The organism is Acuticoccus sediminis (assembly GCF_003258595.1).
GTDB classification, from domain to species: domain Bacteria; phylum Pseudomonadota; class Alphaproteobacteria; order Rhizobiales; family Amorphaceae; genus Acuticoccus; species Acuticoccus sediminis.
Genome location: NZ_QHHQ01000002.1, coordinates 1,267,466 through 1,282,001 on the forward strand (window position 1 = coordinate 1,267,466; position 14,536 = coordinate 1,282,001).

General features: G+C 69.8%; 12 protein-coding genes. 8 read left to right on the top strand and 4 right to left on the bottom strand.

Annotated features, from left to right (window positions below; translation table 11 throughout):
• Nucleotides 1-43: 43 nt before the first annotated feature.
• Nucleotides 44-1,201: an amidohydrolase/deacetylase family metallohydrolase gene (locus tag DLJ53_RS13580; protein ID WP_111345955.1), complete on the bottom strand. Its 1,158-nt coding sequence runs from the start codon at nt 1,199-1,201 to the stop codon at nt 44-46.
• A gap of 176 nt (nt 1,202-1,377) precedes the next feature.
• Nucleotides 1,378-2,043, bottom strand: a complete 666-nt coding sequence (locus DLJ53_RS13585; protein WP_226575396.1) for a GntR family transcriptional regulator — start codon at nt 2,041-2,043, stop codon at nt 1,378-1,380.
• 191 nt (nt 2,044-2,234) lie between these two features.
• Here DLJ53_RS13585 and DLJ53_RS13590 point away from each other — a divergent pair, with 191 nt between their 5' ends.
• The 6 genes from DLJ53_RS13590 to DLJ53_RS13615 all read left to right on the top strand — a co-directional run bounded on the left by DLJ53_RS13590 (nt 2,235) and on the right by DLJ53_RS13615 (nt 8,329).
• A complete protein-coding gene (locus tag DLJ53_RS13590) occupies nt 2,235-3,203 on the top strand; it encodes an amidohydrolase family protein (RefSeq protein ID WP_111345958.1) in 969 nt (322 codons plus the stop codon).
• Complete coding sequence (locus DLJ53_RS13595) at nt 3,200-4,186, top strand: TRAP transporter substrate-binding protein (protein WP_111345960.1); 987 nt, start codon at nt 3,200-3,202, stop codon at nt 4,184-4,186. The genes DLJ53_RS13590 and DLJ53_RS13595 overlap by 4 nt, the downstream gene beginning before the upstream one ends.
• Nucleotides 4,187-4,574: 388 nt before the next feature.
• Nucleotides 4,575-5,084 (top strand): TRAP transporter small permease, encoded by a 510-nt coding sequence (locus tag DLJ53_RS13600; protein ID WP_111345961.1) that lies wholly within the window; start codon nt 4,575-4,577, stop codon nt 5,082-5,084.
• Nucleotides 5,081-6,361, top strand: coding sequence for a TRAP transporter large permease (locus DLJ53_RS13605; protein ID WP_111345963.1), 1,281 nt, complete (start codon nt 5,081-5,083; stop codon nt 6,359-6,361). Before DLJ53_RS13600 ends, DLJ53_RS13605 begins: the two co-directional genes overlap by 4 nt.
• A 13-nt stretch (nt 6,362-6,374) precedes the next feature.
• Nucleotides 6,375-7,274, top strand: coding sequence for an NAD(P)-dependent oxidoreductase (locus tag DLJ53_RS13610; protein ID WP_111345964.1), 900 nt, complete (start codon nt 6,375-6,377; stop codon nt 7,272-7,274).
• Nucleotides 7,271-8,329 (top strand): 4-hydroxythreonine-4-phosphate dehydrogenase PdxA, encoded by a 1,059-nt coding sequence (locus tag DLJ53_RS13615; RefSeq protein WP_111345966.1) that lies wholly within the window; start codon nt 7,271-7,273, stop codon nt 8,327-8,329. Before DLJ53_RS13610 ends, DLJ53_RS13615 begins: the two co-directional genes overlap by 4 nt.
• A gap of 57 nt (nt 8,330-8,386) precedes the next feature.
• Here DLJ53_RS13615 and DLJ53_RS13620 read toward each other — a convergent pair whose 3' ends face one another.
• The gene (locus tag DLJ53_RS13620) at nt 8,387-9,067 is read right to left on the bottom strand and encodes a GntR family transcriptional regulator (protein ID WP_111345967.1); all 681 of its coding nucleotides are present in this window, start codon (nt 9,065-9,067) and stop codon (nt 8,387-8,389) included.
• 39 nt (nt 9,068-9,106) lie between these two features.
• Complete coding sequence (locus DLJ53_RS13625; protein WP_111345969.1) at nt 9,107-12,022, bottom strand: FAD-binding and (Fe-S)-binding domain-containing protein; 2,916 nt, start codon at nt 12,020-12,022, stop codon at nt 9,107-9,109.
• Nucleotides 12,023-12,181: 159 nt separating this feature from the next.
• Between DLJ53_RS13625 and DLJ53_RS13630 the strand changes: the two genes are divergently transcribed.
• Entirely contained in the window at nt 12,182-13,366 is a 1,185-nt protein-coding gene (locus tag DLJ53_RS13630; protein WP_111345970.1) for a pyridoxal-phosphate-dependent aminotransferase family protein, read from the top strand.
• A gap of 105 nt (nt 13,367-13,471) precedes the next feature.
• Nucleotides 13,472-14,440: a TRAP transporter substrate-binding protein gene (locus DLJ53_RS13635; RefSeq protein ID WP_111345972.1), complete on the top strand. Its 969-nt coding sequence runs from the start codon at nt 13,472-13,474 to the stop codon at nt 14,438-14,440.
• Nucleotides 14,441-14,536 lie beyond the last annotated feature (96 nt).

Sequence of the window (14,536 nt, forward strand, 5' to 3'; positions counted from 1 at the left end):
CGGAGCGCCCCGGCCTCCGGTCCCCCCGCGGACGCCCTCGATGTCAGCTCCTTGGTTCGGGCGCGTCCCCGTTCGCCCACCAGTGCCCGCCGATGACGACGCCCCTCGCCGCGAGCCGGGTGTCGGCGGTGAGCGTCTCGCCGGACACGTCGACGTGCCGGACCGGCTCGTCGCGCAGCTCGAGGATCGTCGCGTCGCCGGGCGTCCCGACCGCGAGCGACCCCAGCTCCGGCCGGCGCATCGCCTGCGCGGGGTTCAGCGTGACGCAGCGGACCACGTCGGTGAGGTTCATGCCAAGGGCCATGAACTTCGACATGACCGCGAGCACGTCGTGGGCCGGCCCGTCCACGCACAGGACGTGGACGTCGCTGGAAATGACGTCCGGGAAGATCCCCTCGTCGAACATCGCGCGGCACGAATCGAAGGAGAATCCCCCCTGCCCGTGGCCGATGTCGAACACGACGCCCCGGTCGCGCGCCGCCAGCACCTCGGCGCGGATGTTGCGCTGTCCGTCGATCGGCGCGTTCGGCCAGGGGCGGAAGCAGTGGGTGAGGATGTCGCCGGGCCGCAGGATCTCGAGCACTTCCTTCTGGTTCGGCGGCGCGTTGTCGATGTGGGCCATCACCGGCAGGCCGAGCTTGTCGGCGACCTCGATGGCGAGGTGCAGCGGCGCGATGCCGGACATTCCGCCCGCCTTGGCGCCGATGCGCGCCTTGATGCCGACGACGATGTCGAGGTTGTCCTTCGCGGCGGCGAGGCACTCGTGGGGATGGACGAGGCGCATGTCGCCGCACTCGCCCACCATCACGTTCTTCGAGAACCCGAAGATCCCCGCGAAGGAGATGTTCACGTAGGCAAGGATGCGGGGCGCGACCCGCTCGATCACGTGCGCCCGAAAGCCCGGGAGGTTCCCCGCTCCCGCGCTGCCGGCGTCGACGAAGGTGGTGGTGCCGCTGCGCCGGGCGATGCGTTCGGAATCGACGCCGAGCGAGGTGCCGCCCCAGTAGACATGGGTGTGGAAGTCGATCAGTCCCGGCGTGACGACGCATCCGGTGACGTCCTTCACCTCGCCGGCCTCGACGCATTCGAGGTTGGCGCCGACGGCGGCGACCTTCCCGTCGGCGAACCCGACGTCGAGGATCCCGTCGATGCTCGACGCCGGATCGACGACACGTCCGCCCTTCAAGATGAGATCGTACATGCCATCGCTCCTTCTTCGCATCCGGTACTTCGCGTCCGGGCCGGTCCATTTCGGCGCCGTGGACGATGCGCCGAATGACACCCCGCTGGCACCCCGGATCTGACGGCGGAGGGCGATCGCCTACCCGGTGAGGCTTTGGCGCCTCAGCGCCCTCCGCCCGGGAGGGGCTGCCGAGGTCAGAGCACGTCGCGGACGCGCGCGAGGGTGTTGTCCATGTGGTCCTCGAGGGCGCGGGCGAGCGCGTCGCCGTCGCGGCGCTTCAGCGCGTCCGCCATCCGCTCGTGGTCGGCCATGGCCCCGGCCCACTTCTCGGGTGCGTGGTTGCCGATATAGCGGATCCGCTTCAGCCGCCCCTGCACCAAAGCATGCAGCTCGGCGAGGCTGGCGTTGTGGGCAAGGGCCACGATCGCGGTGTGGATCGACTGGTTGAGCTTGTAGTAGGCGAGCCGCTCGCGCCCCTCGTAGCAGCGCACCATCTCGTCGTGCCGGGCGATGATGGCGGCGATCTCGGCCTCGCCGGCCCTTGTCGCGCCGACCCGGGCGGCGAACCCCTCGATGGCCTTCAGCGACTCCAGCATCTCCGCGACGTCCTCGATGCCGAAGCGCCGCACGACCGCGCCCTTGGAGCGGACCAGCTCGATCAGCCCCTCGCTCGCGAGGGTCCGCAGGGCCTCGCGCAGGGGGGTGCGGGAGACGCCGAGCCTGGGGCCGAGCTCGCTCTCGTTGATGCGCGAGCCGGTCTCGAGGGTGCCGTCGATGATCATGTCGCGCAGCCGGGTGACCACCTCCTCGTGCAGCGTGCGGCGCTGGATCAGGTGTTCGGGGGGCGAGATGTCGGTCACGGGCCGTGGATCCTCTCGGGCGCTGCGCGCACTTGCGGCGCGCAAATTATGCTGCATACTGTATTCAGATAACAAGAACGAAGCCAGCCACCCGTCAGAGGTGGCGGTCGAAGGGGAGGAGGCGCGATTGGCACAGGAGCCGACGCGTAGGGCGGGGGCCGCACGACCTGCGGCGACGGCGGGCGGCGCTCATGGGTGAGCCCGACCTCACGGCGCTGCCGGACCGGCTGATCGACGCGCACATGCACCTGTGGGATCTCTCGCTCGGCAAGCACCCCTGGCTGTGCGGCGAGATGATCCCGTTCCGTTACGGCGACTACTCGTCGATCCGCCGCGACTACCTCGCGCCCGACTACCGCGCCGACGCCGGTCCCATGAACGTCGTCGCCACCGTTTACGTCGAGGCGGAGTGGGACCCCGCCGACCCGTTCGGCGAGACGCGCTGGGTGCACAACTACGCCGCCGAGGCGGGCTTTCCCAACGCCGTCGTCGCTCAGGCATTCATGGACGCGGAGAACGCCGGCGAGGTCATCGCCAAGCAGGCGACGTTCCCGCTCGTACGCAGCGTGCGCCACAAGCCCGCCGCCGCCCGCGCACCGGCAGAGGCGCAGCGCGGCGCGGCGGGGTCGATGGACGATCCGCGCTGGCGCGACGGCTACGCCCACCTCGCCCGTCACGGCCTCGGCTTCGACCTGCAGACGCCCTGGTGGCACCTCGACGCCGCCGCCGAGCTGGCGCGCGACTTCCCGCAGACGCGCATCATCCTCAACCACACCGGCCTCCCCGCCGACCGTTCGCCCGAGGGTCTCGCCGGATGGCGCGCGGCGATGGAGACGCTGGCGCGCGAGCCCAACGTCGCCGTCAAGATCTCCGGCATCGGCCTCCGCGGCGAGCGCTGGAGCCTCGAGAAGAACGCGTCCGTGGTGCGCGACGCGATCGCCATCTTCGGCCCCGAGCGGGCGATGTTCGCCTCGAACTTCCCGGTCGATTCCGTCGTCGGCGAGATGACGGCCATCTTCGCCGGCTTCGCCGCGGTCACGTCGGACCTCGCGCCTGACGTCCGCCGGGCCCTGTTCCACGACAACGCCGCCAGATTCTACCGGATCGCCCCGAGGGCGACCGCCAAAACACAAGAGAAAGTCTTGGGAGGAACACGATGAAGCCACTATGGACGGCCCTGACCGCCGCTGGTCTCGCCACGCTCGTCGCCCTGCCGGCGTCGGCCGACGTCACCTTGCGCTATGCCCACGTCGGTGCCGAGGGCGAGGGCCAGACCCGGTTCGCAGAGGAGCTCGCCAAGCGCATCGAGGAGCGCACCGACGGCCGGGTGACGATCGAGGTCTTCCCGAACTCGCAGCTCGGCAACCTGTCGGAGATGCTGGACGCGGTGCGCATCGGGGCGATCCAGATGGCGCACCACGACTTCTCCTCGCTCGACCGGTTCTACGAGGACGTCGCCGTCTTCAACGCGCCCTACGCCTACCGGGGCATGGACCACGCCATGAAGGCGACGGCGCCCGGCAGCCCGGTGCTGGACGAGATCAACGAGAAGCTGATCGAGAACGCCGGCATCCGCATCGTCGGCAACTTCTATCGCGGGGCGCGGCACCTGACGGCGCGCTACCCGGTCTATTCGCCGGCGGACATGGCGGGCAAGAAGTTCCGCGGCGTGCCGATCCAGCTCTGGTCGACGATGCTGGAGGGGATGGGCGCGATCCCGACCCCGGTCGAGATCTCCGAGATCATGCCGGCGCTGATGACCGGCCTCGTCGAGGGGCAGGAGAACCCCCTCAACAACATCATCGCCCGCAAGATGTACGAGGCGAACAAGTACCTGATGCTGACCGGGCACATGGAATCGGTGCTCGCCGTGTTCGTCAACGAGGACGCCTGGGAGGGCATCCCGGACGAGGACCGCGCGATCATGGAGGAGGTGCTGAAGGAGGTCGGCCAGGAATCGCTCGACTGGTACCGCGACTCGGAGGCCGACGAGATCGCCTTCCTGAAGGAGCAGGGCGTCACGGTGATCGACGAGGCCGCCGGCCTGAAGCTCGACGAGTTCCGCGAGGCGGTCCGCGCCAAGGTCGCCGAGGACTATCCGGCCTGGGCGGACTACCTGAAGCGCATCGACGAGGTCCAGTAGGTCCCGTCCGCGGCGCGGACATCCGGTGCGAGGGCCGCGGCGGGGTCAAGTGCCCGCCCGGAGCCACGCGCAGCGCAGCGAGCGTGGCGAGGACGGGCGCTTGACGCCGCCGCGGTCCGACGAAGGCTCGTCCTGGCTTTGAGGGCAGTCGGGCGCAGCCCATCTGTCCTGAAAGCCTGCCCGTCGGCGAGACGGGGGGAGCGCGAGGGGGGAACTCCCCTCGCCGCGGCCTTCCCGCCGGACCACCGCTTTCGCGCGCGCACTCCCGCCTCCACCACGCCCGTCCACCGCCGCTCACAACCGCCGCTCTCGGCCGCCGCCCTCGCCCGCCCGGGGCTTCCCGCCAGCCCCTCGTCGTTGCCGCCACATTCCGACCCGGAGCCTTCCATTGCGATCTCTATGGACACTCGTCGAGCGCCTGTGCGGTGTACTCGCTGTCCTCGCCCTCTTCGCGCTCGTGATCCTTCCGTTCACCCAGGTGGTGATGCGGGACGCGTTCGACGCTCCCGTGCCGGGTCTGGAGGAGGCGACGCGCTGGGGCCTCATCGGCCTCGTCTACCTGGCGCTGCCGCTGCTGGTCTCCACCAACGAGCAGATCCGTTTCGGCGAGGTCGTCGACCTGCTGCCGCGTCGCGGGCGCACCCTGCTGGAGCGGCTCCTGCTCCTCGTCGCGGTGGCGGTCCTCGTGGTGCTGGTGGACGCCGCCGTCGGCAGCGCGCTCAAGAACGCCTCGAACCGCACGCCGATGCTGAACATCCCCTTCCGGCTCTTCATCGCACCCATGGTGATCGGCCTCGGCCTCACTGCGCTCGGCGCGCTCTACTTCGCGCTGCGGCGGGCGCCGCCGCCCGTGGCGCCGCCCGAGGCGGGCTTCCTGGACCGGGAGCCCGAACTATGAACGAAGGCTTCCTCGTCATCGCGGGCTTCTTCGCGCTCTTCATCGCCGGCATGCCGGTGGCATTCGCGATCCTGGTGCCGTCGGTGATCTATATCGGCCTCGGCGGGATCCCGATGGCGATGGTGGCGCAGCGGGTGCTCTACGCGCTCGATTCCTTCCCCCTCGTCGCCGTTCCGGTCTTCATCTTCGTCGGCAACCTGATGAACGCGGCCGGGATCACCGAGCGCCTGTTCCGCTTCGCCGACGTCCTGGTCGGGCGGCTCTGGGGCGGGCTCGCGCAGGTCAACGTCTTCGCCTCGCTGATCTTCTCCGGCGTCTCGGGGGCGGCGCTCGCGGACGTCGGCGGCCTCGGCCGGGTTGAGATCAAGGCGATGTCCGACAAGGGCTTCCCGCTCCCCTTCTCGGCGTCGGTGACGGCGGCGTCGGCGATCATCGGGCCGATCTTCCCGCCATCGATCCCCATCATCATCTACGCGTCCGTGACGTCGGTCTCGGCGGTCCAGCTCCTCGTCGCGGGGATCGTGCCGGCGCTCCTCGCGGTGGTCCTCCTGATGATCACCGTCGCGATCCTGTCGCTCCGCCGCTCCTATCCGCGCGCACCCCACTGGCCGACACCGCGGGCACTGTGGCGAGCCTTCTGGCCCGCGGCGCCGGCGCTGCTGGCCCCGATCATCCTCGTCGGTGGCATGCTGTCGGGCCACTTCACCCCGACCGAGACGTCGGCGGTCGCGGTCGTCTACGTCCTCCTCGTGGGCACGGTCTTCTACCGCTCGATGGGCCCCCGCTTCGTGTGGAAGGCGGCGGTGGAGACGGTGCGCTCCACGGCGGCGATCCTCTTCATCGTCGCGGCGGCGGCGATGTTCGGCTGGATCCTGACGGTGGAGGGCGTACCGCGCGACGTCGCGGCGGCGTTCGCCGCGATCGGCACCGACCCTTGGGTGCTGCTCCTGGTGGTCAACGTGATCTTCCTCGTCGCCGGAATGTTCGTCGACTCGACCACCGCGACCCTCCTCCTCGTGCCGATCATCGCGCCGCCGGTGGTCGCGGCGGGGGTGGACCCGGTGCACCTCGGCATCGTCATCATCTTCAACCTGATGTTCGGCACGGTGACGCCGCCGTTCGGGCTGTCGCTGTTCCTTCTCTCCAACATGACGGGACTGTCGTTCAGCCGCCTCGCGATGGCGATGGTCCCGTTCTACCCGGCGCTGGTCGCGGCGCTGGCCCTCCTCACCTTCGTTCCGGAGCTCTCGCTCTGGATCCCGTCCATGCTGCGCTAAGGAGGTCCCCGCCATGGCAACACCCGGGGCAACCGTCGGCTTCATCGGTCTCGGCCTGATGGGACGAGGCTTCGCCGAGCGTCTCATCGCCAACGGCCACACCGTCGTCGGGACCGACGTCAGGGCGGAGGCGCTGGCCGCTGCCGGGGCGCTCGGCGTGCGCACCGTCGGCTCGGCCGCCGAGGTGGCGGCGGCGAGCGACCACGTCCTCGCCTGCGTCACCACGCCGAAGGACCTCGACAAGGTGGTTCGCGGGGACGCCGGCGTCCTCTCGGCGAGCGGGCTCGCCGGGAAGGTCTTCGTCGACCACTCGACCACCGACATCCCGCTGACGCGCAGTCTCGCGGCGGCGCTCGCCGAGGCGGGCATGGGCTTCCTCGACGCGCCCGTTTCCGGCGGCCCCGGCGCGGCGCAGACGGGGACGCTCGCCATCATGGCCGGCGGCGCGGCGATGGACTTCGGGAAGGTCGAGCCGATCCTCGCCGGCCTCGGCCGCACGACCCTGATGGGCGACGTCGGCGCCGGACAGGCGACCAAGCTCGTCAACCAGACGCTGGTGCTGACCAACTACTGCGTCATCGCCGAAGCCTACCGCCTCGCCGAGGCCTTCGGCGTGGATGCGGCGAAGATCCCGCACGCGCTGGCGCCCGGCCACGCCGGCTCCAACCTCCTGGAGGCGCTGATGCCGCGGCTGGCGGCGGAGGACTTCGCCCCGCGCGGCTACGCCCGGCAGATCCTGAAGGACCTCGAAATGCTGCATACCGCCACCAGGGACATGCCGCTCGCGCTTCCCATGGCCGGACAGGCGCTGACCCTCTACCGCCTGCTCGTCGCAAGCGGTAAGGCCGAGCTGGACGGCTCCTCCGTCGTCACCCTCTACCCGAAGGCAACCCCCGCGGAGACCGCCCGATGACCGACCGCCCTCTCATCGCCCTCGCGCTCGGCGACCCGTCGGGGATCGGCAACGAACTCGCCGTCAAGGCCCTCTGCCACGAGGAGACGTTCGCGGCGGCCGACTGGCTCGTCATCGGCGACCGCCGGCTCTGGGCGCTCGGCGAGGAGCAGTCCGGCCTGTCCCTCACCCTGCCCGACTTCGATCCGGAGACGTTCGACCACGCCGCGTTCCTCGACCTCGGCCATGCCGACGTCGACGCCATCGCGATCGGCGACTCCAGCGAGGCCGGCGGCTCGGTCGCGGTGAAGAACTTCCGCACCGCGCTGCAGCTCGCCGCGGCCGGGGCGGCGGACGCGGTCACCTTCACCCCGTTCAACAAGCACGCCATGCGCCTCGCCGACCCGTCCTACGTGGACGAGATCGGCTTCGTGCAGCGCTCCATCGGGACCGACGCGCCGGGATCGGAGTTCAACGTCCTCGACGAGGTTTGGAACGCGCGCGTCACCTCGCACGTGCCACTTTCCGAGGTGGCGGCCCTGATCACCCCCGAGCGGATCGCCCGCGCCATCGCGCTGACCGATTCGACCATGCGCGGCGCCGGCATCTCGAATCCGCGGATCGGCGTCGCGGCGCTCAATCCGCACGCCGGCGACGGCGGCAACTTCGGCACCGAGGACGACGAGATCATCGCCCCCGCCGTGGAGGCCGCGCGGCTGAAGCAGTTCCGCGTCACCGGTCCGGTCCCGTCCGACACGGTCTACGTCCGGGCGCTCAGGGGCGAGTTCGACGCGGTGCTGACGATGTACCACGACCAGGGGCAGATCGCGATGAAGCTCATCGGCTTCGATCGCGGCGTGACGCTGATCGGCGGCTTTCCCTTCTGGATCGCGACGCCCGCGCACGGCACGGCCTACGACATCGCCGGGAGCGGCGCGGCGAACCCCGGCGCGGCGATCAAGGCCCTGCAGCTCGCAGCGCGCCTCTCGCGCCGCTCCAACCCGGACGGCTTCGCCGATCCCGTGGCGCGCTTCGCCGGCGCCGCGGAAGTGCTGGACGCGGCGAGAGGCGCCTGAACGCGCCTGCGCGCCGGACCGTGTCCGCGACGGGCCTTGTCCCGCGGGCGCCGGGCCTCAGATCTCGGCGGCGTCGGCGGAGAGGATCGTCGCCTTCACGGTGTCGATCTTGTTCTCCAGATGGCGCTTCAGGATGCGGGCGAGCTCCTCGCCGTTGCGGGCGCGCAGCGCCTCCAGGATGAGGTCGTGCTCGTCCATCGCCTGGCGCCAGCGCACGGCGGAGATGTTGGAGACGTAGCGCGCCCCGCGCATGCGCTGCGACAGCATGCGGTGGTGCTGGGACAGGATCGGGTTGCGCGCCGCCTCCAGGATGGCGAGGTGGATCGCCTGGTTGAGCGCGAAGTAGCCGGGAAGATCGCCCGCCTCGTAGCATGCCCGCATCCGTGCGTTCATGTCGGCGATCGCGTCGATCTCGGCGTCGGTGATACTTCTGGCGGCGAGTTCGCCGGAGAGGCTCTCCAGCGTCGCAAGGACCGGGAAGCCCTCCTCCACGTCCGCGACGGTGAGCCCGCAGACCCGCGCGCCGCGGTTCGGAACGAGCTGGAGGAAGCCCTCGGTGGAGAGGATCTTGAGCGCCTCGCGCAAAGGCGTGCGCGAAACGCCGAAGCGCTCGCACAGCGCGCGTTCGGGGATCTTCTCGTCGTCCTTCAGGTCACCGGCGAGGATCATCGCGCGGATGTGCTCGGCCAGCTCCATCGACAGTGGCGGGCGGACGAGCAGGGCGTCGTGAGTGTTCATCGCGTCTCTCTCATCGCATCGTATTCGTCGCGGCTCCCCTCAACGCGGGCTTCGGGGCAGAGCCGCCTCCAGAACGCGCGCCACATGGATCGCCTCTCGCGCGGCGCCGTCATGGATCTGATGGCGGCAGGACGTGCCGTCCGCAACGATGATCGCCTCGGCCTCCGCCTTTCGCACAGCCGGCAGCAGCGAGAGCTCGCCCATCTGGCGCGATACCTCGGCCGTCTTCGCGTCGTAGCCGAACGCGCCGGCCATGCCGCAGCAGCTCGATTCGATCGGCTCCACCTGAAGCTCCGGCACCAGCCGCAGCGCCTCCTGCGAGGCGGAGAAGGCGCCAAACGCCTTCTGGTGGCAGTGGCCGTGGATGTAGGCCTTCGTCGGCCGCGCCTCGAACGGCGGGACGATCTCGCCCCGCCCGGCGGCCGCCACGTACCACTCCTCGAACAGGAACGCGTTCTCGGCGATCCTCGCGGTCGCGTCGCCCGGCAGCAGCGACAGGAATTCGTCGCGAAGGGTGAAGAGGCACGACGGCTCCAGCCCGATCACCGGGCGGCCGGCCGCCATGTGCGGTGCCAGCGCCTCGACCATGCGCCGCGCCTCGGCCCGCGCCTCGTCGACGAGCCCCGCGGCGAGATAGGTGCGCCCGCAGCACAGCGGCCGTCCCTCCCCGGCGAGGGCATGCACCGGCACCCCGCTCGCCGACAGCACGCTGACGGCCGCGCGCAGGTTCTCCGGCTCGAACCAGCGGTTGAACGTGTCGGCGAGGAGCACGACGCCGGGGCTCGCCCCGTCGCCCGGCCGCGCCGCCTCCTCGTCGCGGAACGGGTCCCGCGCGAAGCGGGGCAGCGAGCGCCCGGCGGCGAAGCCGGTCAGCTTCTCCGAGAGGCTTGCGATTCCCGGCAGGTCGCGCAGCGCGAGGAGCCCGCCGGCACGCGACGCCTTGGGCGCGTAGCGCGGCAGGTAGGCGATCAGGCGGTCCTTCAGGGAGAGGCCGTGCGCCTTCACCCGCGCCGCCGTCACCTCGATCTTCATCTTCGCCATGTCGACGCCGGTCGGGCACTCGCGCTTGCACGCCTTGCAGGAGACGCACAGCGACAGCGTCTCGGCCATCTCCTCCGACGTCAGCGCGTCCGCACCGAGCTGCCCGGACAGGGCGAGGCGCAGCGTGTTGGCGCGCCCCCGCGTCACGTCCCGCTCGTCGCGGGTGACGCGGTAGCTGGGGCACATCGCGCCGCCGACGGTCTTCCGGCAGGCGCCGTTGTTGTTGCACATCTCCACGGCGCCCTGGAAACCGCCCAGCGCGCCGGGCCAGGCGGACCAGTCGAGCGCCGGCGTCAACGCCACCGCGCCATAGTGCGGCGGGTAGCGCATCAGGGTGCGGTCATCCATCTTCGGCGGGTGGACGACGCGGTTCGGGTTGAGCCGCGCCTCGGGGTCGAATCGGTCCTTCACCTCCTCGAAGGCGCGAACGATTCGCGACCCGTACATCGGCTCGTGAAACTCGGAGCGGACGATGCCGTCGCCGTGCTCGCCGGAGTGCGAGCCCTTGTACTCGCGCACCATCGCGAACGCCTCCTCGGCGATGGCGCGCATCGTCTTCGCGTCCTTGTCGAGCTTCATGTTGAGAACCGGGCGCACGTGGAGGCAGCCGACGGAGGCGTGCGCGTACCACGTCCCCTTCGTGCCGTGCCGCTCGAACACCTCGGTCAGCCGCTCGGTATAGTCGGCGAGGTCCGCGAGCGGGACGGCGCAGTCCTCCACGAAGGACACCGGTTTGCGGGCATCCTTCATGCTCATCATGATGTTGAGGCCGGCCTGCCGGAACTCGGCGATCGCCGCCTGGAGCTTGGGGTCGAGAATCTCGACGGCGCCGCCTTCGTGGACCCCGCCCTTGCCGAAGCCGAACCCGAGGTCCGCCATCACGTCGTGCACCGAGGCGACCTTGCGGGCGGACCAGTCCCAGTCCTCCTCGGCGAATTCCACCAGGAGGAGCGCCTCCGGCTCGCCCTTCACGAACCGGTCCAGCGTCCTGGCGAACATCGCGATTTCGCGGCCGAGGCCGATCATCGTGGCGTCCACCAGCTCCACCGAGGTCGGCCCGGTGGCGACGAGGTGCTGCGCCGCCTCCATCGCCGAGCGGAAAGTGGGGAAATGACAGGCCATCAGCGCCTTGCGCGCCGGAGGCAGCGGCCAGAGCTTGATCTCGACGGCGGTGGAGATCGCGAGCGTCCCCTCCGAGCCGACGAGGAGGTGCGCGAGGTTGATCGGGTCCGGACTCGGCACCAGCGCGTCGATGTTGTAGCCGCCGACCCGGCGCGACACGGACGGGAAGCGCGCGGCGATCTCGTCCGCCTCCCGCGCGCCGAGCGCCACGAGGTCGTTGGCCAGCGTGTCGTTGGAGCCGCGCTCGACGTGGCCGAAGTGGCGCGCGCAGCCGTCCGCCATCAGCGCGTCGATGCTGACGACGTTGTCGCGCATGATCCCGTAGCGCAGCGAGCGGGCGCCGCAGGAGTTGTTGGCGGCCATGCCGCCGATGGTGGCGCGCGACGCGGTCGAGACGTCCACCGGGTACCAGAGGCCGTGCGGCTTCAGCTGGCGGTTCAGCTCGTCGAGCACGATTCCCGGCTCGACGACCGCGCGCCGTCCTTCGACGTCGATCTCCAGAATCCGGTTCAGGTGGCGCGAGAAGTCGACGATGACGCCGGAATTCACAGTCTGACCGCACTGCGAGGAGCCGCCGCCGCGCGCGGTGACCGAAAGCCCCTCCTCCCGCGCCGCGTCGAGCGTCACGGCGATGTCGTCCATCGTCTTCGCGATCACCACGGCGGCGGGCATCACCTGGTAGATCGAGGCGTCCGTCGAATAGCGGCCCCGGGTGAATGCGTCGTGGTGGGCCGTGCCCCTCAGCTCGCGCTCGAGCCTATGGCGCAGGCCGGGACGTAACAAATCCGACAATGAGGCCCCCTTGACGGAATAATGAATGCATTATTCACTCTGAGCCAAAGGAGCCCTTTAGCGCAAGTGGCGGGGACACGCCGCGGCAAAGGGGCCGACCGGCGATCCACGCCGGCGACTGGGGCGGAACGACCGAGGCGGGAGAAGCCTGTGACTTACATGCCGGGCCGGCATTTTCTGCAAATTCCGGGGCCTACGAATGTCCCGGACCGCGTCCTGCGGGCGATGGACATGCCGACCATCGACCACCGCGGGCCGGAGTTCAAAACGCTTGCCGAGAGCGTCCTGACACGCATTCGTGAGGTCTTCGGGACCACCAATCCCGTCGTCATCTACCCCGCGTCGGGCACCGGCGCGTGGGAAGCGGCGCTCGTCAACACGATGTCGCCGGGCGACCGCGTCCTCATGTACGAGACCGGCCACTTCGCGACGCTCTGGAAGCGCCTTGCCGAGCGGCTGGGCCTGACGCCGGAGTTCCTCACCGGCGACTGGCGCTCGGGCGTCGACGCGGCGGCCATCGAGGCGCGGCTGACCGAGGACAAGGGCCACGAGATCAAGGCGGTCTGCGTTGTCCACAACGAAACGTCGACCGGCTGCACCTCGCGCATCGACGAGGTCCGCGCCGCCATCGACAGGGCCGACCACCCCGCGCTCCTGCTGGTCGACACCATCTCGTCGCTCGGCTCGATCGAGTACAAGCACGACGAATGGGGCGTCGACGTCACGGTCGGCGGCTCGCAGAAGGGGCTGATGCTGCCACCGGGCCTCTCCTTCAACGCCGTCTCGAACAAGGCGATCGAGGCGTCCAAATCGGCGAGGCTCCCCCGCTCGTTCTGGTCGTGGGACGAGATGCTCGAGGCGAACGAGAAGAGCGTCTTCCCGTTCACGCCGGCGACCAACCTCCTCTACGGCCTCGACGAGGCGCTGACGATGCTGTCCGAGGAAGGGCTCGACAACGTCTACGCCCGCCACGCCCGCCACTCCGAGGCGACGCGGGCGGCCGTGACCCACTGGGGCGGCAACGGCAGCGTCGAGGTGCTGTGCGAGAACCCGCGCCACCACTCCGGCTCCCTCACCGCCGTCCTGCTGCCGGAAGGCTACAACGCGGACGACTACCGCAAGGTGGTGCTGGAGAACTTCAACATGAGCCTCGGCAACGGCCTGTCGAAGCTCACCGGCCGCGTATTCCGCATCGGTCACCTGGGGGACTTCAACGACCTGATGCTGATGGGAACGCTCTCGGGCGTGGAGATGGGCTTCGAGCTCGCGGGCATCCCGTACCGCAAGGGCGGGGCGCAGGCCGCCATGGAGGTGCTCGCCACCGCCGCCAAAGCGACGGACTGACGGGACGGGCCGCAGGCCCGACCGACGGCGTGAGGCGGTCAAAAGAAGCCGCCCGCGCCCTTCGCAGTCGACGAACGAAAAACACGACAAGAGGGAAACGCACCAATGAAGAAGCTCCTACTCGCCGGGGTGGCGCTCGGCATGATGCTGGCGCCCGCCAGCGCACAGACCGTCCTGAAGCTCGGCCACGTCGGCGAGCCCGGCTCGCTCTACGACGTGACGGGCGAGGCATTCGCCGAATGCGTCGGTGAGTCCGGCAAGGCCGAAGTGCAGATCTTCGGCTCCTCGCAGCTCGGCAACGACGAGGACATGCTGCAGAAGCTGAAGCTCGGCCAGCTCGCCTTCTCGATCCCGTCCTCGATCATGTCGTCGGTGTCCGACACCTTCGGCGTGTTCGAGATGCCGTACATCGTGAAGAGCCGCGACCACATGCGGAAGATCCGCGACGACGCGGGCGACCTGTTCCGCGACGCCGCGCGCAAGCAGGGCTACGAGATCATCGGGTTCTGGGAGAACGGCTTCCGCAACGTCACCAACAACATCCGCCCGGTGAACGTGCCGTCGGACCTCGAGGGCATCAAGCTGCGCACCCCGAAGGGCCAGTGGCGGGTGAAGATGTTCCAGGCGTACGGCGCCAACCCGACGCCGATGGCCTTCTCCGAGGTGTTCACCGCCCTCAAGACCGGCGTCATCGACGGTCAGGAGAACCCGCTGATCCAGATCTGGGCCGGCAAGTTCCAGGAGGTGCAGAAGTACCTCTCCATGACGGGCCACGTCTATTCGCCGGCCTACCTCGCGACCTCCTCGCGCAACTGGAAGAAGTGGGATGACGACCTCAAGGCGGTCATCTCCGACTGCGCGCTGAAGGCCAGCGACTTCGCCTACGAGCACGGCGCGAAGGTCGACGCCGAATTCATCGCCAAGTTCGAGGAGGCCGGCGTCGAGGTCAACGAGGCCGACAAGCAGGCCTTCATCGACGCCTCGGGCCCGATCTACGAGGAGTTCGGCCAGCAGGTCGAAGGCGGCGCGGATCTCATCAAGAAGATCCAGTCGCTCGACAGCGGCGCGTCCTGAGCGACACGCCCTGATCGACTGGGGCGGTCCCGGCACGGCCGGCACCGCCCCACTTTCCGTCCCCCTTCCGACCCTGCCCCGAAGGAGGCGCCGACG

What these genes read in the sequence shown, in the direction of transcription:
- DLJ53_RS13620 (WP_111345967.1), bottom strand. Translation starts at nt 9,067, where the DNA reads ATGAACACTCACGACGCCCTGCTCGTCCGCCCGCCACTGTCGATGGAG.
- DLJ53_RS13630 (WP_111345970.1), top strand. Translation starts at nt 12,182, where the DNA reads ATGCCGGGCCGGCATTTTCTGCAAATTCCGGGGCCTACGAATGTCCCG.
- DLJ53_RS13615 (WP_111345966.1), top strand. Translation starts at nt 7,271, where the DNA reads ATGACCGACCGCCCTCTCATCGCCCTCGCGCTCGGCGACCCGTCGGGG.
- DLJ53_RS13595 (WP_111345960.1), top strand. Translation starts at nt 3,200, where the DNA reads ATGAAGCCACTATGGACGGCCCTGACCGCCGCTGGTCTCGCCACGCTC.
- DLJ53_RS13610 (WP_111345964.1), top strand. Translation starts at nt 6,375, where the DNA reads ATGGCAACACCCGGGGCAACCGTCGGCTTCATCGGTCTCGGCCTGATG.
- DLJ53_RS13580 (WP_111345955.1), bottom strand. Translation starts at nt 1,201, where the DNA reads ATGTACGATCTCATCTTGAAGGGCGGACGTGTCGTCGATCCGGCGTCG.
- DLJ53_RS13590 (WP_111345958.1), top strand. Translation starts at nt 2,235, where the DNA reads ATGGGTGAGCCCGACCTCACGGCGCTGCCGGACCGGCTGATCGACGCG.
- DLJ53_RS13635 (WP_111345972.1), top strand. Translation starts at nt 13,472, where the DNA reads ATGAAGAAGCTCCTACTCGCCGGGGTGGCGCTCGGCATGATGCTGGCG.
- DLJ53_RS13605 (WP_111345963.1), top strand. Translation starts at nt 5,081, where the DNA reads ATGAACGAAGGCTTCCTCGTCATCGCGGGCTTCTTCGCGCTCTTCATC.